19 protein-coding genes and 1 pseudogene are annotated in these 22,050 nt (G+C 65.8%); 4 read left to right on the plus strand and 16 right to left on the minus strand.

The window, feature by feature from the left end; all coding sequences use genetic code 11:
* Nucleotides 1–35 precede the first annotated feature (35 nt).
* From paaE to paaA, 5 genes are all read right to left on the minus strand, one after another.
* Nucleotides 36–1,124 carry a 1,2-phenylacetyl-CoA epoxidase subunit PaaE gene (gene paaE / locus DY467_RS11260; protein WP_164636063.1) on the minus strand — a complete coding sequence of 363 codons (1,089 nt, stop codon included), beginning with the start codon at nt 1,122–1,124 and terminating at the stop codon, nt 36–38.
* Between the two features lie 8 nt (nt 1,125–1,132).
* Nucleotides 1,133–1,636, minus strand: coding sequence for a 1,2-phenylacetyl-CoA epoxidase subunit PaaD (gene paaD / locus DY467_RS11265; RefSeq protein WP_164636065.1), 504 nt, complete (start codon nt 1,634–1,636; stop codon nt 1,133–1,135).
* Complete coding sequence (gene paaC, locus DY467_RS11270) at nt 1,630–2,400, minus strand: 1,2-phenylacetyl-CoA epoxidase subunit PaaC (protein WP_164636067.1); 771 nt, start codon at nt 2,398–2,400, stop codon at nt 1,630–1,632. The genes paaD and paaC overlap by 7 nt, the downstream gene beginning before the upstream one ends.
* Nucleotides 2,401–2,563: 163 nt before the next feature.
* Nucleotides 2,564–2,851 carry a 1,2-phenylacetyl-CoA epoxidase subunit PaaB gene (paaB, locus tag DY467_RS11275; RefSeq protein WP_107356524.1) on the minus strand — a complete coding sequence of 96 codons (288 nt, stop codon included), beginning with the start codon at nt 2,849–2,851 and terminating at the stop codon, nt 2,564–2,566.
* Between the two features lie 33 nt (nt 2,852–2,884).
* Nucleotides 2,885–3,868 (minus strand): 1,2-phenylacetyl-CoA epoxidase subunit PaaA, encoded by a 984-nt coding sequence (gene paaA, locus DY467_RS11280; protein ID WP_164636069.1) that lies wholly within the window; start codon nt 3,866–3,868, stop codon nt 2,885–2,887.
* A 122-nt stretch (nt 3,869–3,990) separates the two neighbouring features.
* Between paaA and DY467_RS11285 the strand changes: the two genes are divergently transcribed.
* On the plus strand, nt 3,991–4,668 hold the full coding sequence (locus tag DY467_RS11285; protein WP_164636071.1) for a TetR/AcrR family transcriptional regulator: 678 nt from the start codon (nt 3,991–3,993) through the stop codon (nt 4,666–4,668).
* Nucleotides 4,669–4,901: 233 nt separating this feature from the next.
* Here the strand turns inward: DY467_RS11285 and DY467_RS11290 are convergent, their stop codons facing one another.
* The 8 genes and pseudogenes from DY467_RS11290 to DY467_RS11325 form a co-directional block, all read right to left on the minus strand.
* Nucleotides 4,902–5,405 (minus strand): phasin, encoded by a 504-nt coding sequence (locus tag DY467_RS11290; protein WP_107345509.1) that lies wholly within the window; start codon nt 5,403–5,405, stop codon nt 4,902–4,904.
* A 212-nt stretch (nt 5,406–5,617) separates the two neighbouring features.
* Nucleotides 5,618–5,932, minus strand: a complete 315-nt coding sequence (locus DY467_RS11295; RefSeq protein ID WP_164636073.1) for a poly(R)-hydroxyalkanoic acid synthase subunit PhaE — start codon at nt 5,930–5,932, stop codon at nt 5,618–5,620.
* 47 nt (nt 5,933–5,979) lie between these two features.
* A complete protein-coding gene (locus DY467_RS11300; protein WP_164636075.1) occupies nt 5,980–6,771 on the minus strand; it encodes an esterase/lipase family protein in 792 nt (263 codons plus the stop codon).
* An 18-nt stretch (nt 6,772–6,789) separates the two neighbouring features.
* Nucleotides 6,790–7,044: a DUF6489 family protein gene (locus tag DY467_RS11305; RefSeq protein ID WP_011159311.1), complete on the minus strand. Its 255-nt coding sequence runs from the start codon at nt 7,042–7,044 to the stop codon at nt 6,790–6,792.
* 90 nt (nt 7,045–7,134) lie between these two features.
* Nucleotides 7,135–8,388 carry an FAD-dependent oxidoreductase gene (locus DY467_RS11310; RefSeq protein WP_164636077.1) on the minus strand — a complete coding sequence of 418 codons (1,254 nt, stop codon included), beginning with the start codon at nt 8,386–8,388 and terminating at the stop codon, nt 7,135–7,137.
* A 277-nt stretch (nt 8,389–8,665) separates the two neighbouring features.
* Nucleotides 8,666–11,770, minus strand: coding sequence for a MexW/MexI family multidrug efflux RND transporter permease subunit (locus DY467_RS11315; RefSeq protein WP_164636079.1), 3,105 nt, complete (start codon nt 11,768–11,770; stop codon nt 8,666–8,668).
* 141 nt (nt 11,771–11,911) lie between these two features.
* The gene (locus DY467_RS11320; RefSeq protein WP_107345514.1) at nt 11,912–13,105 is read right to left on the minus strand and encodes an efflux RND transporter periplasmic adaptor subunit; all 1,194 of its coding nucleotides are present in this window, start codon (nt 13,103–13,105) and stop codon (nt 11,912–11,914) included.
* A 1-nt stretch (nt 13,106) separates the two neighbouring features.
* Nucleotides 13,107–13,809 (minus strand): annotated as a pseudogene (locus DY467_RS11325) (TetR/AcrR family transcriptional regulator).
* 228 nt (nt 13,810–14,037) lie between these two features.
* Here DY467_RS11325 and DY467_RS11330 point away from each other — a divergent pair.
* Together DY467_RS11330 and DY467_RS11335 are read left to right on the plus strand one after the other, a co-directional pair.
* Nucleotides 14,038–15,258 (plus strand): cytochrome P450, encoded by a 1,221-nt coding sequence (locus tag DY467_RS11330; RefSeq protein WP_164636081.1) that lies wholly within the window; start codon nt 14,038–14,040, stop codon nt 15,256–15,258.
* 171 nt (nt 15,259–15,429) lie between these two features.
* Nucleotides 15,430–16,989, plus strand: a complete 1,560-nt coding sequence (locus DY467_RS11335; protein ID WP_164636083.1) for a L,D-transpeptidase — start codon at nt 15,430–15,432, stop codon at nt 16,987–16,989.
* A gap of 11 nt (nt 16,990–17,000) precedes the next feature.
* On the opposite strand, the gene DY467_RS11340 is transcribed toward DY467_RS11335, so the two are convergent.
* Complete coding sequence (locus DY467_RS11340) at nt 17,001–17,870, minus strand: VOC family protein (protein WP_164636085.1); 870 nt, start codon at nt 17,868–17,870, stop codon at nt 17,001–17,003.
* Between the two features lie 344 nt (nt 17,871–18,214).
* Between DY467_RS11340 and DY467_RS11345 the strand changes: the two genes are divergently transcribed.
* Nucleotides 18,215–19,108 carry a sugar kinase gene (locus tag DY467_RS11345; RefSeq protein WP_107345519.1) on the plus strand — a complete coding sequence of 298 codons (894 nt, stop codon included), beginning with the start codon at nt 18,215–18,217 and terminating at the stop codon, nt 19,106–19,108.
* Between the two features lie 101 nt (nt 19,109–19,209).
* On the opposite strand, the gene DY467_RS11350 is transcribed toward DY467_RS11345, so the two are convergent.
* Both DY467_RS11350 and DY467_RS11355 read right to left on the minus strand, forming a co-directional pair.
* Nucleotides 19,210–20,427 carry an NAD(P)/FAD-dependent oxidoreductase gene (locus DY467_RS11350; protein WP_164636087.1) on the minus strand — a complete coding sequence of 406 codons (1,218 nt, stop codon included), beginning with the start codon at nt 20,425–20,427 and terminating at the stop codon, nt 19,210–19,212.
* A gap of 119 nt (nt 20,428–20,546) precedes the next feature.
* On the minus strand, nt 20,547–22,043 hold the full coding sequence (locus tag DY467_RS11355; protein ID WP_164636089.1) for a glycosyltransferase family 39 protein: 1,497 nt from the start codon (nt 22,041–22,043) through the stop codon (nt 20,547–20,549).
* Nucleotides 22,044–22,050 lie beyond the last annotated feature (7 nt).

Raw genomic sequence — 22,050 nt, forward strand, 5'->3', positions numbered from 1 at the left:
CGGGATGCAGATAGGCCGAGCTTTGCTGCCTCCGCTCACAAATGATCGTAGTCCACCACCACCCGATCGGTGGTCGGCTTGGCCTGGCAGGTCAGCACGAAGCCGGCGGCGAGCTCCCAGGGCTCCAGCGAATAGTTGAGGTCCATCGTGGCTTCGCCCTCGACCAGCTTGGCGCGGCAGGTCGAGCACATGCCGCCTTTGCAGGCGAATGGCAGGTCGACGCCGGCGCGCAGCGCGGCATCGAGGATCGCTTCGCCCTCGGCCACCGGCACCTCGCGGCGCTTGCCGTCGATGATCAGCGACGCCATCGCTTTCGGCGGCGCGCCCGGCTCGACCACCGCCTTCGGCCGCGGTTTGCCACCGAGCCCTGAAACGAAGCGCTCGACATGGATCCGTTCGGCGGCGATGCCGAGGTCGCGGCAGGTGAGCTCGATGTCGTCGCTCATTCCGGTCGGACCGCAGATGAAGACATGATCGACTGACGCGGCCGGAACCATCGCCGTGAGCAGCAGCCGCACCTTGTCGCGGTCGAGCCGGCCCTGCATCACCGGCACGTCCTGCTCTTCCTGCGACAGCACATGAAACACCGCGAGCCGGTCGAGGTAGCGGTCCTTCAGCGTCTCCAGTGTCTCGCGAAACAGAATCTGATCGGTGGTGCGGTTGCCGTAGAACAGGAAGAACCGGCTGCCCGGCTCGCGCGCCAGCACGCCCTTGATCAGCGACAGGATCGGCGTGATGCCGCTGCCGGCGGCGAAGCCCACATAGGTGCGGGTTTCTTCCGCGGCGTGCAGCGCGCCGAACCGGCCGGTCGGCGTCATCACCTCGATCGTATCGCCGGCCTTCAGCTCCTCGGTCGCCCACACCGAGAATGCGCCGCCGTCGACCTTCTTCACCGCGATCCTGAGCTCGCCGTCATCCGGGCCGGAGCAGATCGAATAGGACCGCCGCACTTCCTCGCCATCCATCGTGGTGCGCAGCGTCAGATACTGGCCGGGCACGAACTGATAGGCGCTCGCCAGCTCCGGCGGGACCGTAAAGCTCAGCGAGATCGCATCCCGCCCTTCGCGGCGCAGGTCGGCGATGGTCAGCGGATGAAATCGCGGAATGCTAGCGGAGATGTTCATGGTGACGCTCAATGGCACTTGAAGTAATCGAATGGTTCGCGGCAGCTCTTGCAGCGCCACAGCGCCTTGCACGAGGTCGAGCCGAATTCGGACAGCTGCTCGGTGTCGACCGAACCGCATTGCGGACAGGCGATCTCGAGCGCGCCGAACAGCGCGCGGCGCGAGCCGGTCGCCTGCGGCGGCGCGATGCCGTACTCCTTGAGCTTGGCGCGACCGGCCTCGCTCATCCAGTCGGTCGTCCAGGCCGGCGCCAGCACGGTCGTCACCCGCGCTCGTTCGATGCCGGCGCGCGCCAGCGCGGTCTCGATCTCCAGCGCGATCATGTTCATCGCCGGACACCCCGAATAGGTCGGGGTGATCGCCACTTCGACGCGGCCCTGTTCGACCCGCACCTCTCGCAGCACGCCGAGATCGGCGATGCTCAGCACCGGAATTTCCGGATCGCACACCGTCGCAGCGGCATCCCAGGCTCGCTGGCGCAGCTCGGCGTCGCTGCCCGTCAGCGTCACCATGTCAGCCCCGGATAGGTCCGCTGCATGTGCTGCAGCTCGGCGAGCAGCCGGCCGAGATGCTCGGTGTGGCGGCCGCTGCGGCCGCCCTGCTGCATCCACGGATTGCTCGGCACCGTCAGCGTCGCTTCGCGCAGCACCGTCTCGATCGTTCTCTGCCAGGTGCCGCGCACGCTCTCTGGATCAATCGCAACGCCGCTTTCGATCAGCCGGCGCTCGGCATCGTCGGTCTCGAACAGCTCGCCGGTGAACGCCCACAACGCGTCGATGGCATCCTGTGCGCGGCTGTGGCTTTCATCGGTGCCGTCGCCGAGCCGGATCATCCACTCGGCCGCGTGGCGGAGGTGATAGGCGCTCTCCTTTTCCGACTTGGCGGCGATCGCCGCCAGAGTTGCGTCGGACGATTGCATCATCGCTCGCCAATACGGATCGGCGAACGCCGAATAAAATAGTTGCCGCGCGATGGTGCGGGCGAAGTCGCCGTTTGGCTGCTCGACCAGCAGCAGGTTCTGATAGTGCCGCTCCTCGCGCAAATAAGCGAGCTGATCCTCATCGCGCCCCTGCCCCTCAACCCGGCCGGCATAGCTGTAGAGTTCGCGCGCCTGCCCGATCAAGTCGAGCGCGATGTTCGACAGCGCCATGTCCTCTTCCAGCATCGGCGCATGCCCGCACCATTCCGACAGGCGATGCCCGAGCACAAGCGCATCATCGGCACGGCGCAGCGTGTAGGTGAACAGCGGGGTGGCGGTAATGGTGGTGGAGGACATCGATCTTACCTTATGAGCTATCCACCGGTGGACCTCATGGTGAGGAGCATCGCGTCAGCGATGCGTCTCGAACCATGCAGCCCCGTGTGGCCCATCCTTCGAGACGGCGCTACGCGCCTCCTCAGGATGAGGGAGGCGGATCAGGCAACCTCATCGCGCGGTTTCACATATGCCCGACTTCGTCGGGCACGTCGTAGAACGTCGGATGGCGATAGATCTTGCTCTCCGCCGGTTCGAACAGCATGCCGGCCTCGGCCGGGTCGCTGGCGGTGATCGCGTTCGATGGCACCACCCAGATCGACAGGCCTTCGCCACGGCGAGTGTAGATGTCGCGCGCGGCCTGCAGCGCCAGCGTGGCGTCGGCGGCGTGTAGCGAGCCGACGTGCTTGTGCGCCAACCCGTTGCGGCTGCGGATGAACACCTCCCACAGCTGCGTGTTCGGCGTGGTCATCGTAATGTCCTCCCCGAAGGATCGTCGCGGCGATTACGCCGCCAGTTTCTTCTTGCGTTTCTCCGCGTAGGCGGCGGCCGCTTCGCGCACCCAGACGCCGTCGTCGTGGGCCTTGCGCCGCGCCGCCAGCCGATCGCGGTTGCACGGCCCGTTGCCGGCGAGCACCTGCTTGAACTCGTCCCAAGGAATCTCGCCGTATTCCCAATGCCCGGTCGCGTCGTTCTTCTTCAGGACCGGATCGGGCAGCGTCAGGCCGAGATAGTGCGCCTGCGGCACCGTGGCATCGACGAATTTCTGGCGCAGCTCGTCGTTGGAGAACCGCTTGATCTTCCACTTGGTCGAGGTGTCGCTGTGCTGGCTGGCTTGATCCGGCGGGCCGAACATCATCAGGCACGGCCACCACCAGCGGTTCAGCGCGTCCTGCGCCAGCGCCTTCTGCTCGGCCGAGCCTTTCGCCAGCGTCAGCATGATCTCGTAGCCCTGGCGCTGGTGGAACGACTCTTCCTTGCAGACGCGGATCATCGCGCGCGCATACGGTCCGTAGGAGCAGCGGCACAGCGGGATCTGGTTCATGATCGCGGCGCCATCGACCAGCCAGCCGATCGCGCCGATGTCGGCCCAGGTCAGGGTCGGGTAGTTGAAGATCGACGAGTACTTCGCCTTGCCGCTGAGCAGCTGGTCGACCAGTTCCTCACGCGAGGCGCCGAGGGTTTCGGCGGCAGCGTAGAGATACAGGCCATGGCCGCACTCGTCCTGGACCTTGGCGAGCAGCGCCGCCTTGCGCCGCAGCGTCGGCGCGCGGGTGATCCAATTGCCTTCGGGCAACATGCCGACGATTTCGGAATGCGCGTGTTGGGAGATCTGGCGCACCAGAGTCTTGCGGTACGCAGCCGGCATCCAGTCGTTCGGCTCGATCCGCTCCTCGGCATCGATCCGCGCCTGGAACCGCGCGGCGCGGTCGGCGTCCTCGATATTCCGCTCGTCACCGTCGGACACGTTGAGTGCCTGGGTGTACATGGCGATCTCCTCCGGCGTTGTTGGAAATATAATTGACCAATTGGACGGTCAATGCAAGTGTCGGAACCAGACACTCGTGGTGCGTCGCAACGCAGCCTCGGGGAATAGGATCTGAACGCACCATGGCGCGCACGCGAGCCACCGACTACGACGATAAACGCCGCGGCATTCTCAGCCGTTCCGCACGGCTATTCGCCGAACACGGCTACACCGGCACGTCGATCACCATGATCGCCGACGCCTGCGGCGTCTCGAAGGCGCTGATGTATCACTACTACCCGTCGAAGGATGCGGTGCTGTTTGATTTGCTGGAGGATCACCTGCAGCATCTGGTGACGGTGGTCGACGCCGCTGCGCAGGGCGAAAGCGATCCGAGCGATCGTCTATTTGCGATTTCGGCGGCGCTGCTCGAAGCCTATCGCGGCGCCGATGCTGAACATCAGGTGCAAATCTCCAGCCTGAAGCTGTTGCCGCCGGAGCAGCAGGAAATCCTCAAGGCGTTGGAGCGCAAGCTGGTGGTATCGATGTCGGACGCGATCGCCGCCGCGATCCCGGCCGCGGCTGCCAAGCCTGAGCTGCTGAAGCCGCTGACGATGTCGCTGTTCGGCATGCTGAACTGGCACTATCTCTGGTTCCGCGAAGGCAAGGGCCTGTCGCGCGAAACCTATGCACAGATGGTCACGACGCTGATGATCGCCGGCGCCGAACAGGCGATCGACGCGATCACGGAGCCGGCCAAGGCCGAGCGCGCAGCGCCGCGGAAGAAAAGCGAGCGCGTGCCCGTGGCGCGGCGCGCGTAGGTCGTACGGACTCGCCAATTGTCATTCCGGCGCGCGCGCAAACGCGAACCTGGAATCTCTCTCATTACTAACAACCTCGGGATTCCGGGTTCGCTCGCTGTGCGAGCGCCCCGGAATGACGGAGGCGAGGCCGGACGCAGCCCCCCAAAAAGAAAGGCCCGCGCGAGCGGGCCGAGGTCGGGAGGAACGTCGAGCCTCGATCGTCAGAGGCCCCGGGTCGTCAGCAGCGGCGGTTAGGCCGACTTGCTGAAGGTCTTGGCGAAGTTGTCCTGCACCGACTTGGCGCTGTCGCTGACCAGCTTGCCGAAGTACTCGGTGGCGGACCTGGCGCGCGACACCAGCACCTCGCCCTGCGAACGCGCAAGGTCGGTCTGGATCTGGAACGCCTCTTGGACCGACTTCGCCGACGCCAGCTTATCGATGCCGGAGAAGAACGTTTCGGTGTCCTGATAGATCGCCTGCTGGATGTTGCGGGTGATCTTGGCAGCTTCGCTCACCGAATTGGCGACGGTTTCCTCAATCGCCGAGGTTACCTTCTCCGAACCGGCGTGGAAGTCCGCGACCTTCTCCTTGGCAGTGCCAGCGGCACGCTTGACGAAGTCGCGGGCGGCTTCCGGAACCTCGAGGGTCTGGAAGTTCTTGAACGCGTCGGTCACCGGCTGAAACGCCTGCTTGACGCTGTCGGCGACGGTTTCGGCCGCCTGAGTGTAGCTCTCGTGATTGGCAGTATCGGTCATCTGAAATCTCCATCCTCGTCTGAGCCATGGTCTTCCCGTCCGACCTGCGGCCCGGGCAGGTAAAATATGACATACACCATGTTGCGTTGCAACATTAATGTTGCAACGCAACAGAAATTGCCTCTTAAGTCTCTGAAATTTCGTACATTTTCGAAAGGGGCGACACAATCAAAACGTGTTGATCGTAATCCTTACGTCGATTTGGAACTTGGCTAGCCTTTCGGCTTCCCTGCCTTTGCCGGCTGGACCGCAGCAGCCAGCTCGTCGAGCCGCCGCTCGACCTCGGCGAGCCGGGTATTGAATTCCTGCATCTGCGCGCGCGACGGCAGATTCATACCGGCGAGGTATTTGTCCATCATGTCGGCGAACTGCTTGTGCGCCTCGGCGGAAGCACCGCCGACCTGCTGCGCGACCTTGCCGAGCTCCGGCGACGCCAGCGCCTGATTGGCGAAGGCCGCAAAACCCTTGCTCATCTCGCCGAACATCGTCTGCCACGCCGCTGCCGGATCGTTGTCCTTGTCGGCCATTGCCGTCTCCCCTCTTGGTTTTGCGCGGCGCGCCGCGCGAGAACCTTTTAGCGGGTTGGCGGGGCGTAGGCGAAGCCAAACGGACCGGAGCGATCGAACGGCGTGAACGTCCCCTCCGGCAGCGCCAGCCGGTCGGCGATCGCCCACAGCACCGCGGCGTTGACGATCAGGCCGATATGGCTGGCGAGCACCACCTCGATGTTCTCGGCGCGCGGCGACGGCGCCAGATGCGAGGTGCGCCAGTTCACGATGCCGTCGGTGCGCGAGTAGATTGACGTGGTCGGCACAGGCATCTCGCCGCCGAGCGGTTCGAGGTCTTCGAGCTGCACCTCGGTCAGCTCTTCACCAGACAGCTTCTCGTAGATCCGCTTGGCATTTGTGGCGGTGACGTCGCCGGTGAATGGGCTGCCGAGCGTGATGATATCGCGCACCATCTCGGGCGCATGCAGCGCCAGATCGCGCGCATAGACGCCGCCGAGACTCCACCCGACCAGACTGACCTTGCGGCCCGTCGCTTCATGAACCGCAGTGAGCCGGTCGCGCAGGCGGGCACGCATCCGGTAGATCCCGCCGAGATTGCGGCCGAGCTCCCAGGCGAACACCTCATAGCCGAGCTGCCGCAGATAGCGCCGCATCGGCGCGGTCGACAGGTCGCTGGCGAGCAGACCGGGCAGCACCAGCACCGGATGGCCGTCGCCGCGCGGTGCCTGCAGCAGCAGCGGCGACAACAGCAGGCTGGCGTTGAATTCGAAGAAGCTGCGCGCCTCGGCGAGCAGCAGCGCGACGCTCGGCGGCTTCAGCCGCTCGCGATTCGGACTGGCGCCGCGGTCGGCGGGCATCGCGTCTCCAATGATCGGTTACTTCTTATCCTTGGTCAGCGCACTGCCGAGGCCGGTCATCGAAATGAACATCTCGCCGAATCGTTCAGCGAGCTTCGGATCGAAGGTGAACCAGGTCTTCATCAACGCCTCGGGCGAGACCTTTTCGATGTTCGACAGCATCTGCTCCTGCAGCTTGTCCATCACCGCGGTCTGCATGGGCTGCACGTCGGGAAGTCCGAAGAACTGCCGCGCTTCCTCCGGCGTGCAATCGATCTCGACGTTGACTTTCATGGCCGCTCCACAGTCCTGCATTGACGCGTCAACCAGTATCGCCGCGACTGGTGCCGCGATGCAAGCGATCCGACGCGCGGACGCGGCGCTTCAACCGAAGCGTTCGGCGGAGAACGGCCGTGGATCGGTGAGCGGCTGTTCACCGGTCATCATCTCGGCGAGCAGCCGTCCGGTAACCGGACCGAGCGTCAGCCCGTGATGCTGATGGCCGAAATCGAACCACAGGCCGGGATGGCGCGGCGCGCGGCCGATCAGCGGCAGCATGTCCGGCAAGCACGGCCGCGCGCCCATCCATGGCTGCGGCTCGATGGTGTCGCCGAGCGGGAACAGCGCGCGCGCCACCGGCAGCGTCTGCGCGATCTGAACCGGAGACGGCGGCGCATCGCGGCGCGCGAACTCGGCGCCGGTGGTCAGGCGAATGCCGCGGTTCATCGGTGCCAGCAGATAGCCGCGATCGGCGTCGAGCACCGCGTGCTGCAGACGGGCATTGCCGCGCGGCGTGAGATGGACATGGTAGCCGCGCTTGACGCCGAGCGGGAAGCGATAGCCGAGCGGCTTGAACACCAGGTCCGACCACGGCCCCATCGCCACCACCACTTCGCGCGCGGTGACGAGTCCGAGCTCGGTCGCGACCCGCCAGCCGCCCTCTTCCTGCTGCAGCGTGCGCGCATCGCCTTTGACGAATCGGCCGCCGCGCCGGGAGAACAGCGCCGCATAGGCTTTGACCAGACCGCCCGGATCAGGGATCGAGCCCGGCTCCAGCCAGTGGATCGCGCCCGCAAAATCGCCGGTGAGGTTCGGTTCGCGTTCGGCGATGCCGGCACGATCGAGCACGTCGGCGATGACGCCGAACTGCCGCGCCCGCTCAAGATCGCCGAGCGCCTTGGCAAAGCTCTTCGGCGATCGAAACAGCTTGATCCAGCCGGTCTTGCGCAGCAGCTCGGGCACGCCGGCGTCCGCGATCAGCGCCTCGTGCTCGGCGAGGCTGCGCCGGATCAGCGGCAATGCCGCCTGCGCAGTCTGCGCCGCGCGGCGCGGCGACGACGCGAGGAAATACCGCACCAGCCATGGCAGGAATTCGGGAATGCCGGACAGCTGATAGTGTGCGTCGGCCGAGCCATTCAGCGCGTAACGCAGCAGATGGCCAGGATCGCGCGGAAACATGTAGGGAAACACCGAGGCGCATTCGATCAGCCCGGCATTGCCGTAGCTGGTCTCGTCACCCGCCGTGCCGTTGCGGTCGACCAGCACCACATCTCGGCCGCGGCGCTGCAGGTGCAAGGCTGCGCAGACACCGACGATGCCCGCGCCGAGCACCACGACATCGGTCTCGTTCCGCTTCATGGTTCCGAGTTAAGCGCATCAGTGCGATTTCGCAAACGCCAAACCGCATTTGCAATGGTGCCATAACGGCGCATCACGACTGACGCCGCGTGGTGCAAACGGTGTCGCCACCGGTCGCTCAAACGCCGGGCAACGCGCTCTCTTTCGCATCATTGCGACAAGCAGATTTACGAGGGTGCGACAGCAGATGTCGGCGCGATGACGAATCGCGTGCGTGGAAAAGAAAATGGCGGGCCGATCGGCCCGCCATTTTTGGTCGGATTGTCGCAAGCTCGGCTCAGCTCGGCTTCAGCGCCGGAGAGCCGTGCTCCATCTCATAGTCTTCGATCTGCTTGGCACGATCGGACTCCAGCGCGGCGCGGTGATCGGTGCCGATCGCCACATACACCGCCGGCAGCACAAACAGCGTGAACAGCGTGCCGATCATCATGCCCGCCACCACGACGAGGCCGATCGAGAACCGGCTCGCGGCGCCGGCGCCCGAGGCGGTGAGCAGCGGCAGCAGGCCGGTGACCATCGCGGCCGTGGTCATTAGGATCGGCCGGAGCCGCACCCGCGCCGCCTGTTCGATCGCGGTGCGCTTGTCGAGCGCCTCCTTGATCTGCAGTTCGCGCGCAAACTCCACCATCAGGATGCCGTGCTTGCTGATCAGGCCGACCAGGGTCAGCAGGCCGACCTGAGTGTAGATGTTGATCGTCGCCACGCCGAAGAACAGCGGGATCAGCGCGCCGCAGATCGCCATCGGCACCGTGATCATGATCACCAGCGGGTCACGCAAGCTTTCGAACTGCGCGGCGAGCACCAGGAAGATGATGATCAGAGCAAAGCCGAAGGTGATGGCGAGCTGGTTGCCTTCCTGGACGTACTGCCGCGCATCGGCGAGGTAGTCGTGGCTGAAGCCGGACGGCAGGTTCTTGGCCTGCTGTTCGAGGAAATCGACCGCCTGGCCGACGGTGACGCCCGGCATCGGCACCGCCTGGAAGGTGGCGGAGTTGAGCTGGTTGAAGTGCGTCAGCGCGTTCGGATCGGTGGCGGTCTCGATCGTCACCAGTGTCGACAACGGCACCTGCTGCCCGCTGGCGCTCGGCACATAGAAGCCGTCGAGCGATTGCGGGGTCAGACGGTCGGCACGCGGCACCTGCGGGATCACCTGGTACGACCGGCCTTCCAGATTGAAGCGGTTGACGTAGTTGCCGCCCAGCAGCGTCGCCAGCGTGGTGCCGAGGCGCTGCATATTGATGCCGAGGTCGCTCGCCTTGGTGCGGTCGATCGTCACCCGCACCACCGGCTGGTTGAAGTCGAGATCGCTGTCGGCGACGATGAACAGGCCGCTCTTGCGCGCCGCGTCCTTCAGCTTGACCATCTCCTCATAGACGGCGCGGAAGCCGGCGGTGGAGTTGATCACCATCTGGATCGGCAGGCCGCCCGGACCGCCGGGCAGCGGCGGCAGGTTGAAGGCGAAGGCGTTGACGCCCTCGATCTTGCTGAGCTCCTTCTGCACCAGCGGCTTGAGCTGCATGGCGCTGCGCTTGCGCTCGTCCCACGGCTTCAGCAGCATGCCGGCGATACCGTTGTTCGGACCCGACGTGCCGTTCAGGATGAAGCGCAGGTCGGTTTCGGGGAAGCTGGCATAGGCCTTGTCGAGCTTCTCGCCGTAGTAATTGGCGTAGTCGATGTTGGCGTATTTCGGCGCCTTGGTCACCGCGAACACGATGCCCTGGTCTTCTTCCGGCGCCAGCTCCTTGGACGTGTTCATGTACATGAAGCCGACGAGGCCGAGGATCACGACAGCGAACATGCCGGTGATCGGGCGATAGTCGAGCGAGCGGTCGAGCTGCCGGCCGTACCAGCGGGTGATCGAGCTGAACACCTGGTCGACCTTGCGGGCGAACCAGCCCTGGCTCTCCTGGTGCTTGAGCAGCACCGAGCACATCATCGGCGACAGCGTCAGCGCGATGATGCCGGACACGATCACCGAGCCGGCGAGCGTGAAGGCGAACTCGCGGAACAGCGCGCCGGTGAGACCGCCCAGGAAGCCGATCGGCGCGTACACCGCCGCCAGCGTGATGGTCATCGAGATCACCGGGCCGACGATTTCGCGGGCGCCGATCAACGCCGCCTGGACCGGACTCTTCCCCTCCTCCAGATGGCGGTGGATGTTCTCCACCACCACGATGGCGTCGTCGACCACGAGACCGATCGCCAGCACCATCGCCAGCAGGGTCAGCAGGTTGATCGAGAAGCCCATCGCCAGCATCGCGGTGCAGACGCCGATCAGCGACAGCGGAATCGTCACCACCGGGATGATCACCGACCGCAGCGAAGCCAGGAACAGGAAGATCACCACGATGACGATGCCGACCGCTTCGATCAGCGTCTTCTCCACCTCGTCGATCGACGAGCGGATGAACTTGGTCGAGTCGTAGGCTACCTTCATGCTCATCGACGGCGGCAGGTTGCGCTCGATCTCGGGGAACAGCGCGCGCACGCCGGTGACGATGTTGAGCGGGTTGCCCTGCGGGGTCGCCTGCACGCCGATGAAGATCGCGCGTTCGCCTGAGAACGCCACGCTGCTGTCGGTGCTCTGCGCCGCAAGTTCGACGGTGGCGACGTCCTCCATCCGCACGAAACCGCCGCTCTGCGCCTTGACGATCATTCGTTTGAATTGATCGACGTTTTGCAGGTCGGTGTTGGTGGTGATGTTGGAGACCGTCAGATAGCCCTTGGTCTGACCGGCCGCCGCCTGGAAGTTATTGGCCTGGATCGCCGCCGTGATGTCGTTCGGCGATACGCCGCGGCCGGCCATCCGTATCGGATCGAGCCAGATCCGCATCGCGAAGGTCTGGCCGCCGAGAATGTCGGCGGATGCGACGCCGTCGACGGTCGACAGAACGGGCTGCACCACGCGCGTCAGATAGTCGGAGATCGCCGACCCCGACAGCTCGTTGCTGGCGAAGCCGATATACATCACCGCCGTGGTCTGGCCGGTGGATTTGACGATCACCGGGTCGTTGGCTTCCTTCGGGATCAGGTATTTGACCGAATTCACCTTCGCCAGCACTTCGGTGAGCGCCTGGTTGGGATCGAAGTTGAGCTTGACGTAAACCGTGATCAGGCTCTGGCCCTGGGTCGACGACGACGTGATGTAGTCGACGCCTTCGGCCGAGGCCACCGCCTGTTCGAGCGGGGTGGTGATGAAGCCCTGCATCAGATCCGGTGACGCGCCCGGATAGGTCGTGGTGATGGTCACCACGGTATTGGACAGCTTCGGATATTGCCGGATCGGCAGCGTCATCGCGGCGCGAAAGCCGACCAGCAGGATCAGCATGCTGACCACCAGCGACAGCACCGGACGCTTGATGAAGATGTCTGTGAGGACCATACGGACGCTCCGTGGCGCACACCCGGCGCGCCTTGCGCGACCGAGCTGCGGTTGAGTTGTCCCCGGACGGCGACGATCGCCGGCCGGACCTGTTCGATGACGAGCGGGCCGCGCCACTGGGCGCAGCCGGCGCTCCTTGTGTTAGTAGCGCGGCGGCGTCTTCGGCTGCGGCGGAGGCGGATCGGTCGAGATCGCGACCGCGGCACCCGACTGCAGCTTGAGCTGGCCGACCGCGACGACGCGATCACCCGGTTTCACTCCGGTCAGGATCACGGTGCGGCCGTCGATGCGGTCGCCGGTGCGCACGAAGGTCCGGACGGCCGACAGCTTGGCCTGGCCGTCCTCGCCCTTCTCTTCCTTGATGAGGAAAACCGAGTCGCCATACAGCGTGTAGTCGACCGCCGTCTCCGGCACGGTGACCACCGCGGGCTTGTCCGGCAGCACAACGGTGGTGGTGGCGAACATGCCCGGCCGCAGCACGTGGCCGGGATTGTCGAGGGTCGCCTGCACCCGGATGTTGCGGGTGTCGGACGCGATCTGCGGCTCGATCGTGGTGATCTTGCCTTCGAACACGCGGCCCGGATAGGCGTCGACCTTCAGCCGCACGAGCTGCCCGACCGCCAGCGTGCCGGAATCCTTTTCCGTCACGGTGATGTTGGCATAGACCCGCGACAGGTCGGTGAGCGTCACGATCTGAGTGCCGGCGCTGAGATACTGGCCGACTTCGACGTGACGAACGCCGAGGATACCGTCGAACGGCGCGCGGACCGTCTTCTGCGAAATCAGCGCCTCGGTCTTAGCGATGCCGGCATTGGCCTGATCGAACGCCGCCTGTGCCGAGTCCACCGTCGCCTGCGGGCCGAACTGCCGGGCCGCAAGCTGCTTGGCGCGGTCGAGCGACAGCTCGGCGACCTTGGCCTGGGCGCGGTAGTTCGCGAGGTCGGCGAGTTCAGTTTCCTCGAACAGCTTCACCAGCGGCGTACCCTGCTTCACCTCCGAGCCAGCCTGAAACAGGATGTCGGTGATGCGGCCGGAGACGTCCGAAGTGACGTTGACCTGATGCACGGCCGCCAGATCGCCGACCGCGGTGAGCAGATTGGGCAGCACTTCGGTCTTCGCCTCGGCGACCGTCACCGTGATCGGCGGCGGTTTGTTGTTGGCGAAGAACTTCGCGATCATGTGGTTGCGGAAGGCGTTGAAGCCGACCAGACCGCCGACCAGCAGAGCCAGCAGCAATCCGACGATGATGAACCAGCGCACCGTCCGCACCGGACGCGGGCGGGGCTTCTCGCTGGAGCTCCGCGCCGACGGCGGAGTTTCTGTCGCAAGCGTCATGTCATGCACTTTCTGTCGTTTCCGCCCCGGATCCAGCCCGGCGACAATTCGCGGTCGAGATGGGCGGCAATTACGGCTTCGTTCAGACCAATTCCACGTAGGATGAATTCACACATCTGGCGCTCGTGGCTCGCGGCGTTGCCGTAGCTCAGGCAAGGCACCGACGGCAGCCGCGCCAGCGCCGCCATCAGCAAAGTGTGGTGGGCAAACCAGAACAGGTTCATCGGCTCATCGCCGACCTTGACTGCATCCCCCGCCTCGACCGCCCGCTCCAGCGACGTCACGAAGGTCCGGCCGATCAATCCCGAGACTTTCTCGTACACCAGACGGGCAAACTCGCCGTCATCGAGCTGACTCGACACCAGCAGCCGAAGCCGCTGATCCTCCTCCAGCTCCGGCTGATCGGAGGCGTGGAGGAAGTGCTGCACCATCCCCCGCACCAGCACCACCAGCGTCTGGGTCGAGGGCTCGGCACCCAGCAAGTCCATCAAGGCCGGATCGGCCTCGCGCTCGCACGCCAAAATCTCGGCATACAGCGCCGCCTTGCTCGGGAAATGCTTGAACAGCAACCCTTCCGAGATCGACGCGGCGGCGGCGACGCTCTTGGTGGTGGTCCCTGCAAAGCCATTCCGGGCAAAGCAACGCTTGGCTGCGCTCAGGATCAATTCCCGGCGCAAGTCGCTCGTCATGCGCAGTGAAGTCATCTTGTGAGTAGGCACTCACCTTTGCACTTGTCAATCAGGATCGCTGCGACGCACTAAATCGTGAGTGTTGAGATTGGCTGAAACCGCCCGCTCCCGGCCGGCGCCAGCCCTCGAACCGGCCGCATGACATGCGTCTCCCGGGTTCCCGCCGCAAGACCCGACCTGCGGATTTCCTTAGCGTTTCGGCAACGTCGTAAATCGCCTATAGACGTAAAAAACGGGAATGACATGGAAACGGCCCCAGCAGAGCTCGCGGAAGCGTTCGATCTCGCACGTCTGACGCCCGACTTTTATGACAACCCTTACCCCACCTATCAGGCGCTCAGGGCGCACCAGCCGGTCAAGCGCTTGGCGGGCGGCGGCTATTTCCTGACCCGCTACGACGATCTGGTCGCGGTGTACAAGAACACCACGTTGTTCTCGTCCGACAAGAAACGCGAATTCGCGCCGAAATACGGCGATTCGCTGCTGTTCGAGCATCACACCACCAGCCTGGTGTTCAACGATCCGCCATCGCACACCCGCGTCCGCCGCCTGATCATGGGGGCGCTGACGCCGCGGGCGATCGCCGGCATGGAGCCGGACCTGATCGCGCTGGTCGACCGGCTGCTGGATGCGATGGCCGCCAAGGGCCGCGTCGATCTGATCGAGGACTTTGCCGCCGCGATTCCGATCGAGGTGATCGGCAACCTGCTCGGCGTGCCGCACGACGAACGCGCGCCGCTGCGCGGCTGGTCGCTGGCGATCCTCGGGGCGCTGGAGCCGGTGATCGGGCCGGAGGCATTTACGCTCGGCAATGAGGCGGTGGCCGAGTTTCTCGACTATCTCGACACCCTGATCGCCCGCCGCACCGCCCAGCCCGGCGATCCGGAGCGCGACGTGCTGACGAGGCTGATCCAGGGCGAGACCGGCGGCGAGAAGCTGACCGCCAAGGAGCTGCTGCACAACTGCATCTTCCTGCTCAACGCCGGCCACGAAACCACCACCAACCTGATCGGCAACGGCCTGGTGACGCTGGCGGCCAATCCCGATCAGAAGCAGCGGCTGATCGCCGAGCCCGCGCTGATCAAGACCGCGGTCGAAGAAATCCTGCGCTACGAGAGCTCCAACCAGCTCGGCAACCGTATCACCACCGCGGAGGTCGAGATCGGCGGCATCGCCATGCCGGCCAACACGTCGCTGACGCTGTGCATCGGCGCCGCCAATCGCGATCCGGCGCAGTTTGCCGATCCCGACCGGTTCGACGTGTCGCGCAGCCCGAACCGGCATCTCGCCTTCGCGTCGGGTCCGCATCAATGCGCCGGCATGGCGCTAGCGCGGCTCGAAGGCGCGATCGCGCTGTCGCGGTTTCTCGCGCGCTTCCCAGACTACGTCCTCGACGGTCCGCCGCAGCGTGGTGGCCGGGTCCGGTTCCGCGGTTACCTCAGCGTCCCCTGCCGGCTCGGTTAGCGCCAGCCGCTCCATCGCGCCGCCGCATTGTGCTGCGACGTCTCACCCCAACAGCCTTCGTTGCTTCGCCTCGGCGTGCAACCGGTGGCGGTGCGCTGTGATTTCGATGATCATGGTGTGCAGAGATTCGTCCGGTCCGTGGGGGCCCAGAACGATCACGAGCGAGGCGTAGTGAACCGACCGACGATCAAGCATGGCGCCTCGCGGCGCTTCAGGACGCCTGCCCTCCTCACCCTGGCAACGCTGCTCGCCGTCGCAGCCCCGGCGCCTGATGCCGACGCCAAGCGGGCGCGCCCGGCAGCCACCACCGAGGCGACCGCGCCGCGCGAGGCCGGCGAGCCGATCATGGCGATCGTCTCGATCAAGGGCCAGCGGGTGACGCTGTACGACTCCGAAGGCTGGATCTATCGCGCACCGGTCTCGACCGGCACCACCGGTCGCGAAACACCGGCCGGCGTGTTTGCCGTAGTCGAGAAGGACAAGGACCACCGCTCGACGATGTACGACGACGCCTGGATGCCGAATATGCAGCGCATCACCTGGAACGGCGTCGCGCTGCACGGCGGTCCGCTGCCGGGCTATCCGGCATCGCATGGCTGCGTCCGGATGCCGTACGAGTTCGCCGAGAAGCTGTTCGACAAGACCCGGATCGGGATGCGGGTGATCGTGTCGCCGGAGGACGTCGAGCCGGCCGATATAAGCCATCCGGTACTGTTCTCGCCGAATGCTGAGGCGCTGGCCGCCGCGCCGACGCGCGCCGAGACCGCGGTGCGCGAGGCCGAGCAGGCCGCCCAGGCGGCCGATGAAGCCAAGGCCGCCGCGACTGCAGCCGCCCGCGCGGTGAAACCGCTCAAGGACACCTTACGCAAACTGGAGCGCGCCAAGGCGCGGGCCGAGGCGGCGCTGAAGGCCGCCGACAAGGTGCTGGTCGCCGCCAGCACCGATGAAGCCAAGGCTAAGGCGGAAGAGCGTCAGCGGCAGGCCGCGCAGCAGCTCGGCGAAGCCACGACCCAGCTCGAGACGGCCAAAGCCGACGCAGACGCCAAACACGCCGCCGCAACCGCCACCAAGGAGGCTGCGAAAACTGCCGCGGCGAAGAAAGCCGAGACGGCGAAGCTGGCGACCGACGCCAAGCTCGCGCAGGAGCCGGTGTCGATCTACATCAGCCGCTCGACGCAGAAACTCTACGTCCGCCGCAACACCCGCAAGCCGCTCCCCGACGGCGGCGAGCTGTTCGACTTCTCGATCGAAGTGCCGGTGACGATCCGCGATCCGGAGCGCCCGATCGGCACGCACATCTTCACCGCGATGGCCCGCAACGACGCCGGTCTGCGCTGGAGCGCGGTGACGATCGAGAGCGCCGACGATGCCAAGAGCGCGCTCGACCGCGTCACGATCCCGCCGGAGGTGCTGGAGCGGATCGGCCCGACCGCGCTGCCGCGCTCCTCGATCATCATTTCCGACGAGCCGCTGAGCGCGGAGACCAACTACCGGACCGAGTTCGTCGCGGTGCTGAGCGATCAGCCGCAGGGCGGCTTCATAACCCGCAAGCCCACCAGCAGCGACGTTCCGGTGGCCAGCAGCGATGACTGGAACGATGGCGGCTTCGGGTTCTTCTTCCAGCCCAGGGAGCAACGCGTCCCCGAGCAATCCCGTCGCGGCCGTTATGGCGAGGGCTATTACCGCCAGCCGCAAGACTACTACCGTCAGGAGCAGCCGGGCTGGTGGTAGCGCCTGCCGCGCTACGCGCCTCCGGCGGCCTCGTCGAGAACCTGGGGTGGCGTCCGCTGCACCAGCAGGGTCGGAATCCGGCGGGTGCCGCTGCGCACCGTGACGACGCGGGTGTCGGCGTGGCGCCCGGCCCGTGATGCGGTGACGGTCAGGCCGGCGGCAAGCAGCCGCTCGCGTGCCGCCTCGACATCGTCGACCCGCCAGCCGACGCCCCATAGCTTGTCGTTCTTGGCGTCCGAGCCCGCCACGGGCCGGTGCACCACCTCGATCCTGAGATCGCCGCAGTGGAACGACATCAACCGCCCCCAGTCCTGCTGCGAGCGGTCCAGCGCCATATCGAGCCCAAGCCTGGCGCCGTACAGCGCCGCCGCGCGATCGGGATCGGAGGTCGAGATTACCAGATGATCCAGCCCCACCACCGGGGCCGGCCCAATCACCTGCGAGTGCGGCCGCTCGGAGCCGAGCTCAAGGAAGAACATCCGCACCCCGCGGGTGGTCTCGGTCGCCGTCCGGGTGCGTTTCCAGGTCAGCGTCGCGCCGGTGATGCGGTCGCGGCCTTCGACATCGGCGACCGGCGTCGGCTGCAGCGCCACCCGATCGAGCCGATAGCGTGCAGCCTTCGCGTCGGCGACCCGGAAGCACAGGCTGGCGATCCCCTCGCCCTGCAGCTTGATCAGGGTGCGTAGCCGCTCCGCGCTCTGCGACGTGCCGGACGGCGCCATGAATTCCAGCGACATGTTGTCGAAGGTAAACAGAACGTTGTCGGAGCCCTCGTCGCCCCCGCGCCAGGCCGGCGCACGGGCCAGCAGCGTCTCATAGGTCGCGACCGCCTCGTCCAGGTCGCTGACCAGGACGACGAGATGATCGATGGCGGTGATCATGGACGTTCCCCCGCAAGCACGCCGCCCCACGCAGTGATTTGCTGCGCGATGCTATCGGGTTTGCCGCGCCGGTTCATCGGCGCGCAATCCCCGGGCGATGCCGAGGTGCCGCCCGCGGCGCTGCCACCGGACGTGCCATAAGCCGTTCGCTCGCACGCGACTGCCACCCTCGCCTCCCTGATCGCGCCTGCCCGGAACAAGGCAGCACGCGCGCCGTTATGACTGGATTTTCGGCGAAACCGCTGTCGTATCAGTTGTGACCCTGCGGAAAATTTTAGCGAATGCGCCGCGAACGGCAATGCTATGCTGAACGCGCCGGAACAGGTCGCAGCCTCGGGACTCTCATGCACGCACTCTTCATCGGACAGACCTATATCGACGTCACCTTCATCACCGACCATCTTCCGACCGGCGACGAAAAGCACGTGGCGTCCGACTACGCGGTGTCGTTCGGCGGCAACGCGGTGACCGCGGCATTCTGCTGCGCCAAGCTCGGGATCGTGCCCGACCTGATCGCCACCATCGCCAACGACTGGCTGGGGCGGATGTTCATGGACATGAGCGCGAAGTACGGCATCTCGGTGCACCCGCGCAAAGTGAACACCTCGTCGCTGTCCTTCATCATGCCGAAGGACGGCAAACGTGCCATCGTCCGCTGCCGCGACGACGAGCATATCCACCCGTTCCCGCTGCTCAACCTCGGCCAGTGCCGCGCCCTGCATGTCGACGGCCATCAGCCGGACGCAGCGATCCACTACGCAAAACTCTGCCGCGAGGCCGGCATCCTGACCTCGCTCGACGGCGGCGGCCTGCGCACCAACACCCACGAGCTGTTGGAATTCATCGACGTCGCGATCGTCGCCGAGCGACTGTGCGAGCAGATGGACATGACGCCGGAGAAGATGCTCGAGTATCTGAAGTCGCGTGGCTGCCGGGTCGGCGGCATCACCCTCGGCGAGCGTGGCCTGTATTGGTACGACGAGGCCGGCACGGTGCGCACCCTGCCGGCGCTGCCGATCCCGCGCGAGCGGGTGATCGACACTAACGGCGCCGGCGACGTGTTCCACGGCGCCTATGTGTTCTCGTACCTGAACAACCCGGCGCAGAGCTGGCAGCACCACTTCGAATTCGCCCGCGCCGCTTCGACCTTCAAGATCCAGAAGCTCGGCAACGAAGCCGGGCTGCCGACGGTCGCGGATATCGAGGCCGTCAAGCGTGAGTTCGTGGCGGCGGCGTAAAGCCCAAGAACGTCATTGCGAGCGAAGCGAAGCAATCCACCTCCGCACGAGGGCTCTGGATTGCTTCGTCGCTTCGCTCCTCGCAATGACGGCGATAAGTCTTACGCCGCCGCCTTCTTCAGGTCGAAGCTGAGATCGGCAGCCTGTTCAGGCGTCACCGACTTGTCGAGCGGAAGAATTTTGCGGCCGAACACGTGGTCGGCGGCACGATTGACGGACTCGATGCCGATCAGCTTGCCGGCTTTGTAGCAGAACGCCGAGAACGAACGCTCGGCGACGCTGCCTCGGATCACCACCTGATCGAAGCCCGCGGTGAGCCCGACGATCTGCAGCTTGTCGTCGCCCTGATCGGACCAGAACCACGGATAGCCGTCATAGGGCTTGGCCTCGCCGGTCAGCCGCGCGGCAACGCATCGTGCCTGGTCGGTGGCGTTCTGCACCGACTCCACCCGCAGCGTCTCGCCGAACCGGACGCTCTCGAACAGCGCGCAGTCGCCGATCGCCGAGATGTTCGGATCACTGGTAAGCAGCTGCTGATTGACGATGATGCCGGCGGCGGTCGACAGGCCCGCTGCAGCGGCGATTTCGACATTCGGGATCACGCCGACACCGACCACCACCAGATCGCAGGGCAGCGTCTGACCGTTGCTGAGCGCAACGCCGGTGACGCGATCGCCGTCGGCTTCGATTTCGGTGGCGCGGACGCCGTAATGCATGCGGATGCCCGCCGCGGTGTGGCGATCATGGAAGTAACTGGAGATCTCCGGCGTCACCGCACGCGCCATCACCCGCGGTGCCAGTTCGACGACGTCGACCTCGAGGCCCTTGCCGCGCGCAGTGGCGGCGAATTCGAGACCAATGAAGCCGGCACCGATCACCACCACGTGCTTCTTGTCGGGCATCCGCTGACGCAGCACTTCGCTCTCGTCGAGCGTGCGCAAGTACAGCACGTCCGGCAGCGAGGCGTTGGGCACGTCGAGCATGCGGTTGCGCGCGCCGGTAGCGAGCACGAGGTGGCCGTAATCGATCGCGGTGCCAGAAGCGAGCAGCAGCTTGCGGCCGTCACGATCGATCGACACCATCCGGTCAGAAATCAGCTCGATTGCCTGATCCTGGAAGAACTTCTCCGGGCGAAACATCAGCGAGTTCGGATCGCCGCCACTCTTGAGATACGCCTTCGACAATGGCGGGCGCTGATACGGCAGGTGCTTTTCATCGTTGATCAGCGCGATACGCCCGGCGTACTTCGCCTGCCGCAGCGATACGGCGACCTGAAATCCGGCATGTCCGGCTCCAGCAATCAAGACCGTGTCGTTCATTGTTGAGCTCGTTGAGTTGGGATCGGCGCGGCGGACGCGCGGGAAGTGGGGATCAGCCCAGGCTGTAGCACAGTCCGCCACGGGCGGTCAGCACGTTTGCCGACCGGCTCCCCATCGCCTCAATAGATCGGCGGCCGGAAATCGAGGATCGGCCCCTTCGGCTCCGACAGCGCGTCCAGCGCCACCGCATCGACCAATAGCGGCCCGCGCGAGCGGGTAACCGCGCCGACCCGCTCGATCTTGCCGAACGCCGCCTGAATATCCGGCCGCGCCGCGGCGTTGTCGACGCCGACCAGCAGCAGCGGCCCCGCGAGTTGCTGGGCCGTCGGCGCCGGCGCCGCGAGCCAGCGAAATCGTTCGCCGCGCTGAACCACGCAGATGCCGGGCGGCAGATAGAACTCCAGCCAGCCCGTGGTGCCGTAATCGTCGGTCAGCACGCAGCTCGCGCCGATCCGCCGCCGCACCTGATCGATCTCCGCCACCATCTGCGGCACGCCAACGCCGACCGACCGTACCGTGGCGTCGCGTCGATAGCCGGTCAGCGCGCCGGTGTTGACCTGCACCACCACCAGCGCGAACAGCACCGCGCCCGTCGACACCGCCCAGCGCCGGCACACGGTGACGAGGCGCGCGATGCCGGGCGTCCAGTGCCGGTAGGCCGCACCGACCGCGGCGGCGAGCGCGAACGCCGGATACAGCGGGCTGAGCCAATTCGCCTCGACGCGGTCGTGCAGCGCCTGCCAGGTGAAATACAGCGCGATCGTCCACACCGTGGCGGCAACCAGAACGCGCGACGCTGCCGGCCCCGTGCTGCGCTTGCCGAGCGCGATCAGGCCCATCACGCCAAGGATGAACACGAACGGCGTCGCCAGCACGAACTGGGTCGGGATCAGCTCGGCGACGTAATGCGGCTCGAACCCGCCGAGCTTGGCGCGGCCGAACTGCTTGACGAAGGAAATCCACTCGTGCTGCGCGTTCCAGATCACCACCGGCGAGAACAACGCGAACGCGACCACGCCGCCGAGATAGGGCCACGGCGACAGCAGCCAGCGCCGCAGCGGCGGCACCCAGAGCAGCCAGATCAGGATCGCCGGGCCGAAGAACAGCGCGGTGTATTTCGACAGCAGCGCGAGCCCGACCGCGACGCCGACCGCGAGCCACCACACGCCCCTGCCCGTCGCAGCAACCTGCGCCAGAGCGAGCAGAACGAAGCTGGACGCCACCAACAGCGGCGCGTCCGGCGTGACGATGGTGGTGCCGGCCGACACCATCATGGTGGCGTTGAGCAGCACGGTTGCGGTGGCGGCGATGCTTTCGTCGTCGAACAGCAGAACCGCGGCACGCCACACCGCCCAGCTCATCGGCAGCGCCAGCAGGATCGACACCAGCCGGACGCCGAATTCGGTGTCGCCGGCGATCAGCGTGCCGAGCTTGATCACCACCGCCACCATCGGCGGGTGATCGAAATAGCTGAGGGCGAGATTCTTCGACCAGGTCCAGTAATACGCCTCGTCGAAGGTCAGCGGCGTGACCGCCGCGGCGAGCAGCCGGAGTGCAACCAATCCGACCACGACCAGAATCGTGGCGATGGCGGGACGCCGCATCGCGTCGCTCATCGGCCGA

Origin of the sequence: Rhodopseudomonas sp. BR0G17, assembly GCF_010907025.1 — a bacterium.
GTDB lineage: Bacteria > Pseudomonadota > Alphaproteobacteria > Rhizobiales > Xanthobacteraceae > Rhodopseudomonas > Rhodopseudomonas palustris_H.

Excerpts from the sequence above, each read along its gene's own strand:
- DY467_RS11295 (WP_164636073.1), bottom strand. The coding sequence starts at position 5,932 with ATGGCCGACAAGGACAACGATCCGGCAGCGGCGTGGCAGACGATGTTC.
- paaD (WP_164636065.1), bottom strand. The coding sequence starts at position 1,636 with ATGGTGACGCTGACGGGCAGCGACGCCGAGCTGCGCCAGCGAGCCTGG.
- paaA (WP_164636069.1), bottom strand. The coding sequence starts at position 3,868 with ATGTACACCCAGGCACTCAACGTGTCCGACGGTGACGAGCGGAATATC.
- DY467_RS11315 (WP_164636079.1), bottom strand. The coding sequence starts at position 11,770 with ATGGTCCTCACAGACATCTTCATCAAGCGTCCGGTGCTGTCGCTGGTG.
- DY467_RS11330 (WP_164636081.1), top strand. The coding sequence starts at position 14,038 with ATGGAAACGGCCCCAGCAGAGCTCGCGGAAGCGTTCGATCTCGCACGT.
- DY467_RS11320 (WP_107345514.1), bottom strand. The coding sequence starts at position 13,105 with ATGACGCTTGCGACAGAAACTCCGCCGTCGGCGCGGAGCTCCAGCGAG.
- DY467_RS11305 (WP_011159311.1), bottom strand. The coding sequence starts at position 7,044 with ATGAAAGTCAACGTCGAGATCGATTGCACGCCGGAGGAAGCGCGGCAG.
- DY467_RS11290 (WP_107345509.1), bottom strand. The coding sequence starts at position 5,405 with ATGACCGATACTGCCAATCACGAGAGCTACACTCAGGCGGCCGAAACC.
- DY467_RS11310 (WP_164636077.1), bottom strand. The coding sequence starts at position 8,388 with ATGAAGCGGAACGAGACCGATGTCGTGGTGCTCGGCGCGGGCATCGTC.
- paaB (WP_107356524.1), bottom strand. The coding sequence starts at position 2,851 with ATGACCACGCCGAACACGCAGCTGTGGGAGGTGTTCATCCGCAGCCGC.
- DY467_RS11300 (WP_164636075.1), bottom strand. The coding sequence starts at position 6,771 with ATGCCCGCCGACCGCGGCGCCAGTCCGAATCGCGAGCGGCTGAAGCCG.
- paaC (WP_164636067.1), bottom strand. The coding sequence starts at position 2,400 with ATGTCCTCCACCACCATTACCGCCACCCCGCTGTTCACCTACACGCTG.
- DY467_RS11285 (WP_164636071.1), top strand. The coding sequence starts at position 3,991 with ATGGCGCGCACGCGAGCCACCGACTACGACGATAAACGCCGCGGCATT.
- paaE (WP_164636063.1), bottom strand. The coding sequence starts at position 1,124 with ATGAACATCTCCGCTAGCATTCCGCGATTTCATCCGCTGACCATCGCC.
- DY467_RS11345 (WP_107345519.1), top strand. The coding sequence starts at position 18,215 with ATGCACGCACTCTTCATCGGACAGACCTATATCGACGTCACCTTCATC.
- DY467_RS11350 (WP_164636087.1), bottom strand. The coding sequence starts at position 20,427 with ATGAACGACACGGTCTTGATTGCTGGAGCCGGACATGCCGGATTTCAG.
- DY467_RS11355 (WP_164636089.1), bottom strand. The coding sequence starts at position 22,043 with ATGAGCGACGCGATGCGGCGTCCCGCCATCGCCACGATTCTGGTCGTG.
- DY467_RS11340 (WP_164636085.1), bottom strand. The coding sequence starts at position 17,870 with ATGATCACCGCCATCGATCATCTCGTCGTCCTGGTCAGCGACCTGGAC.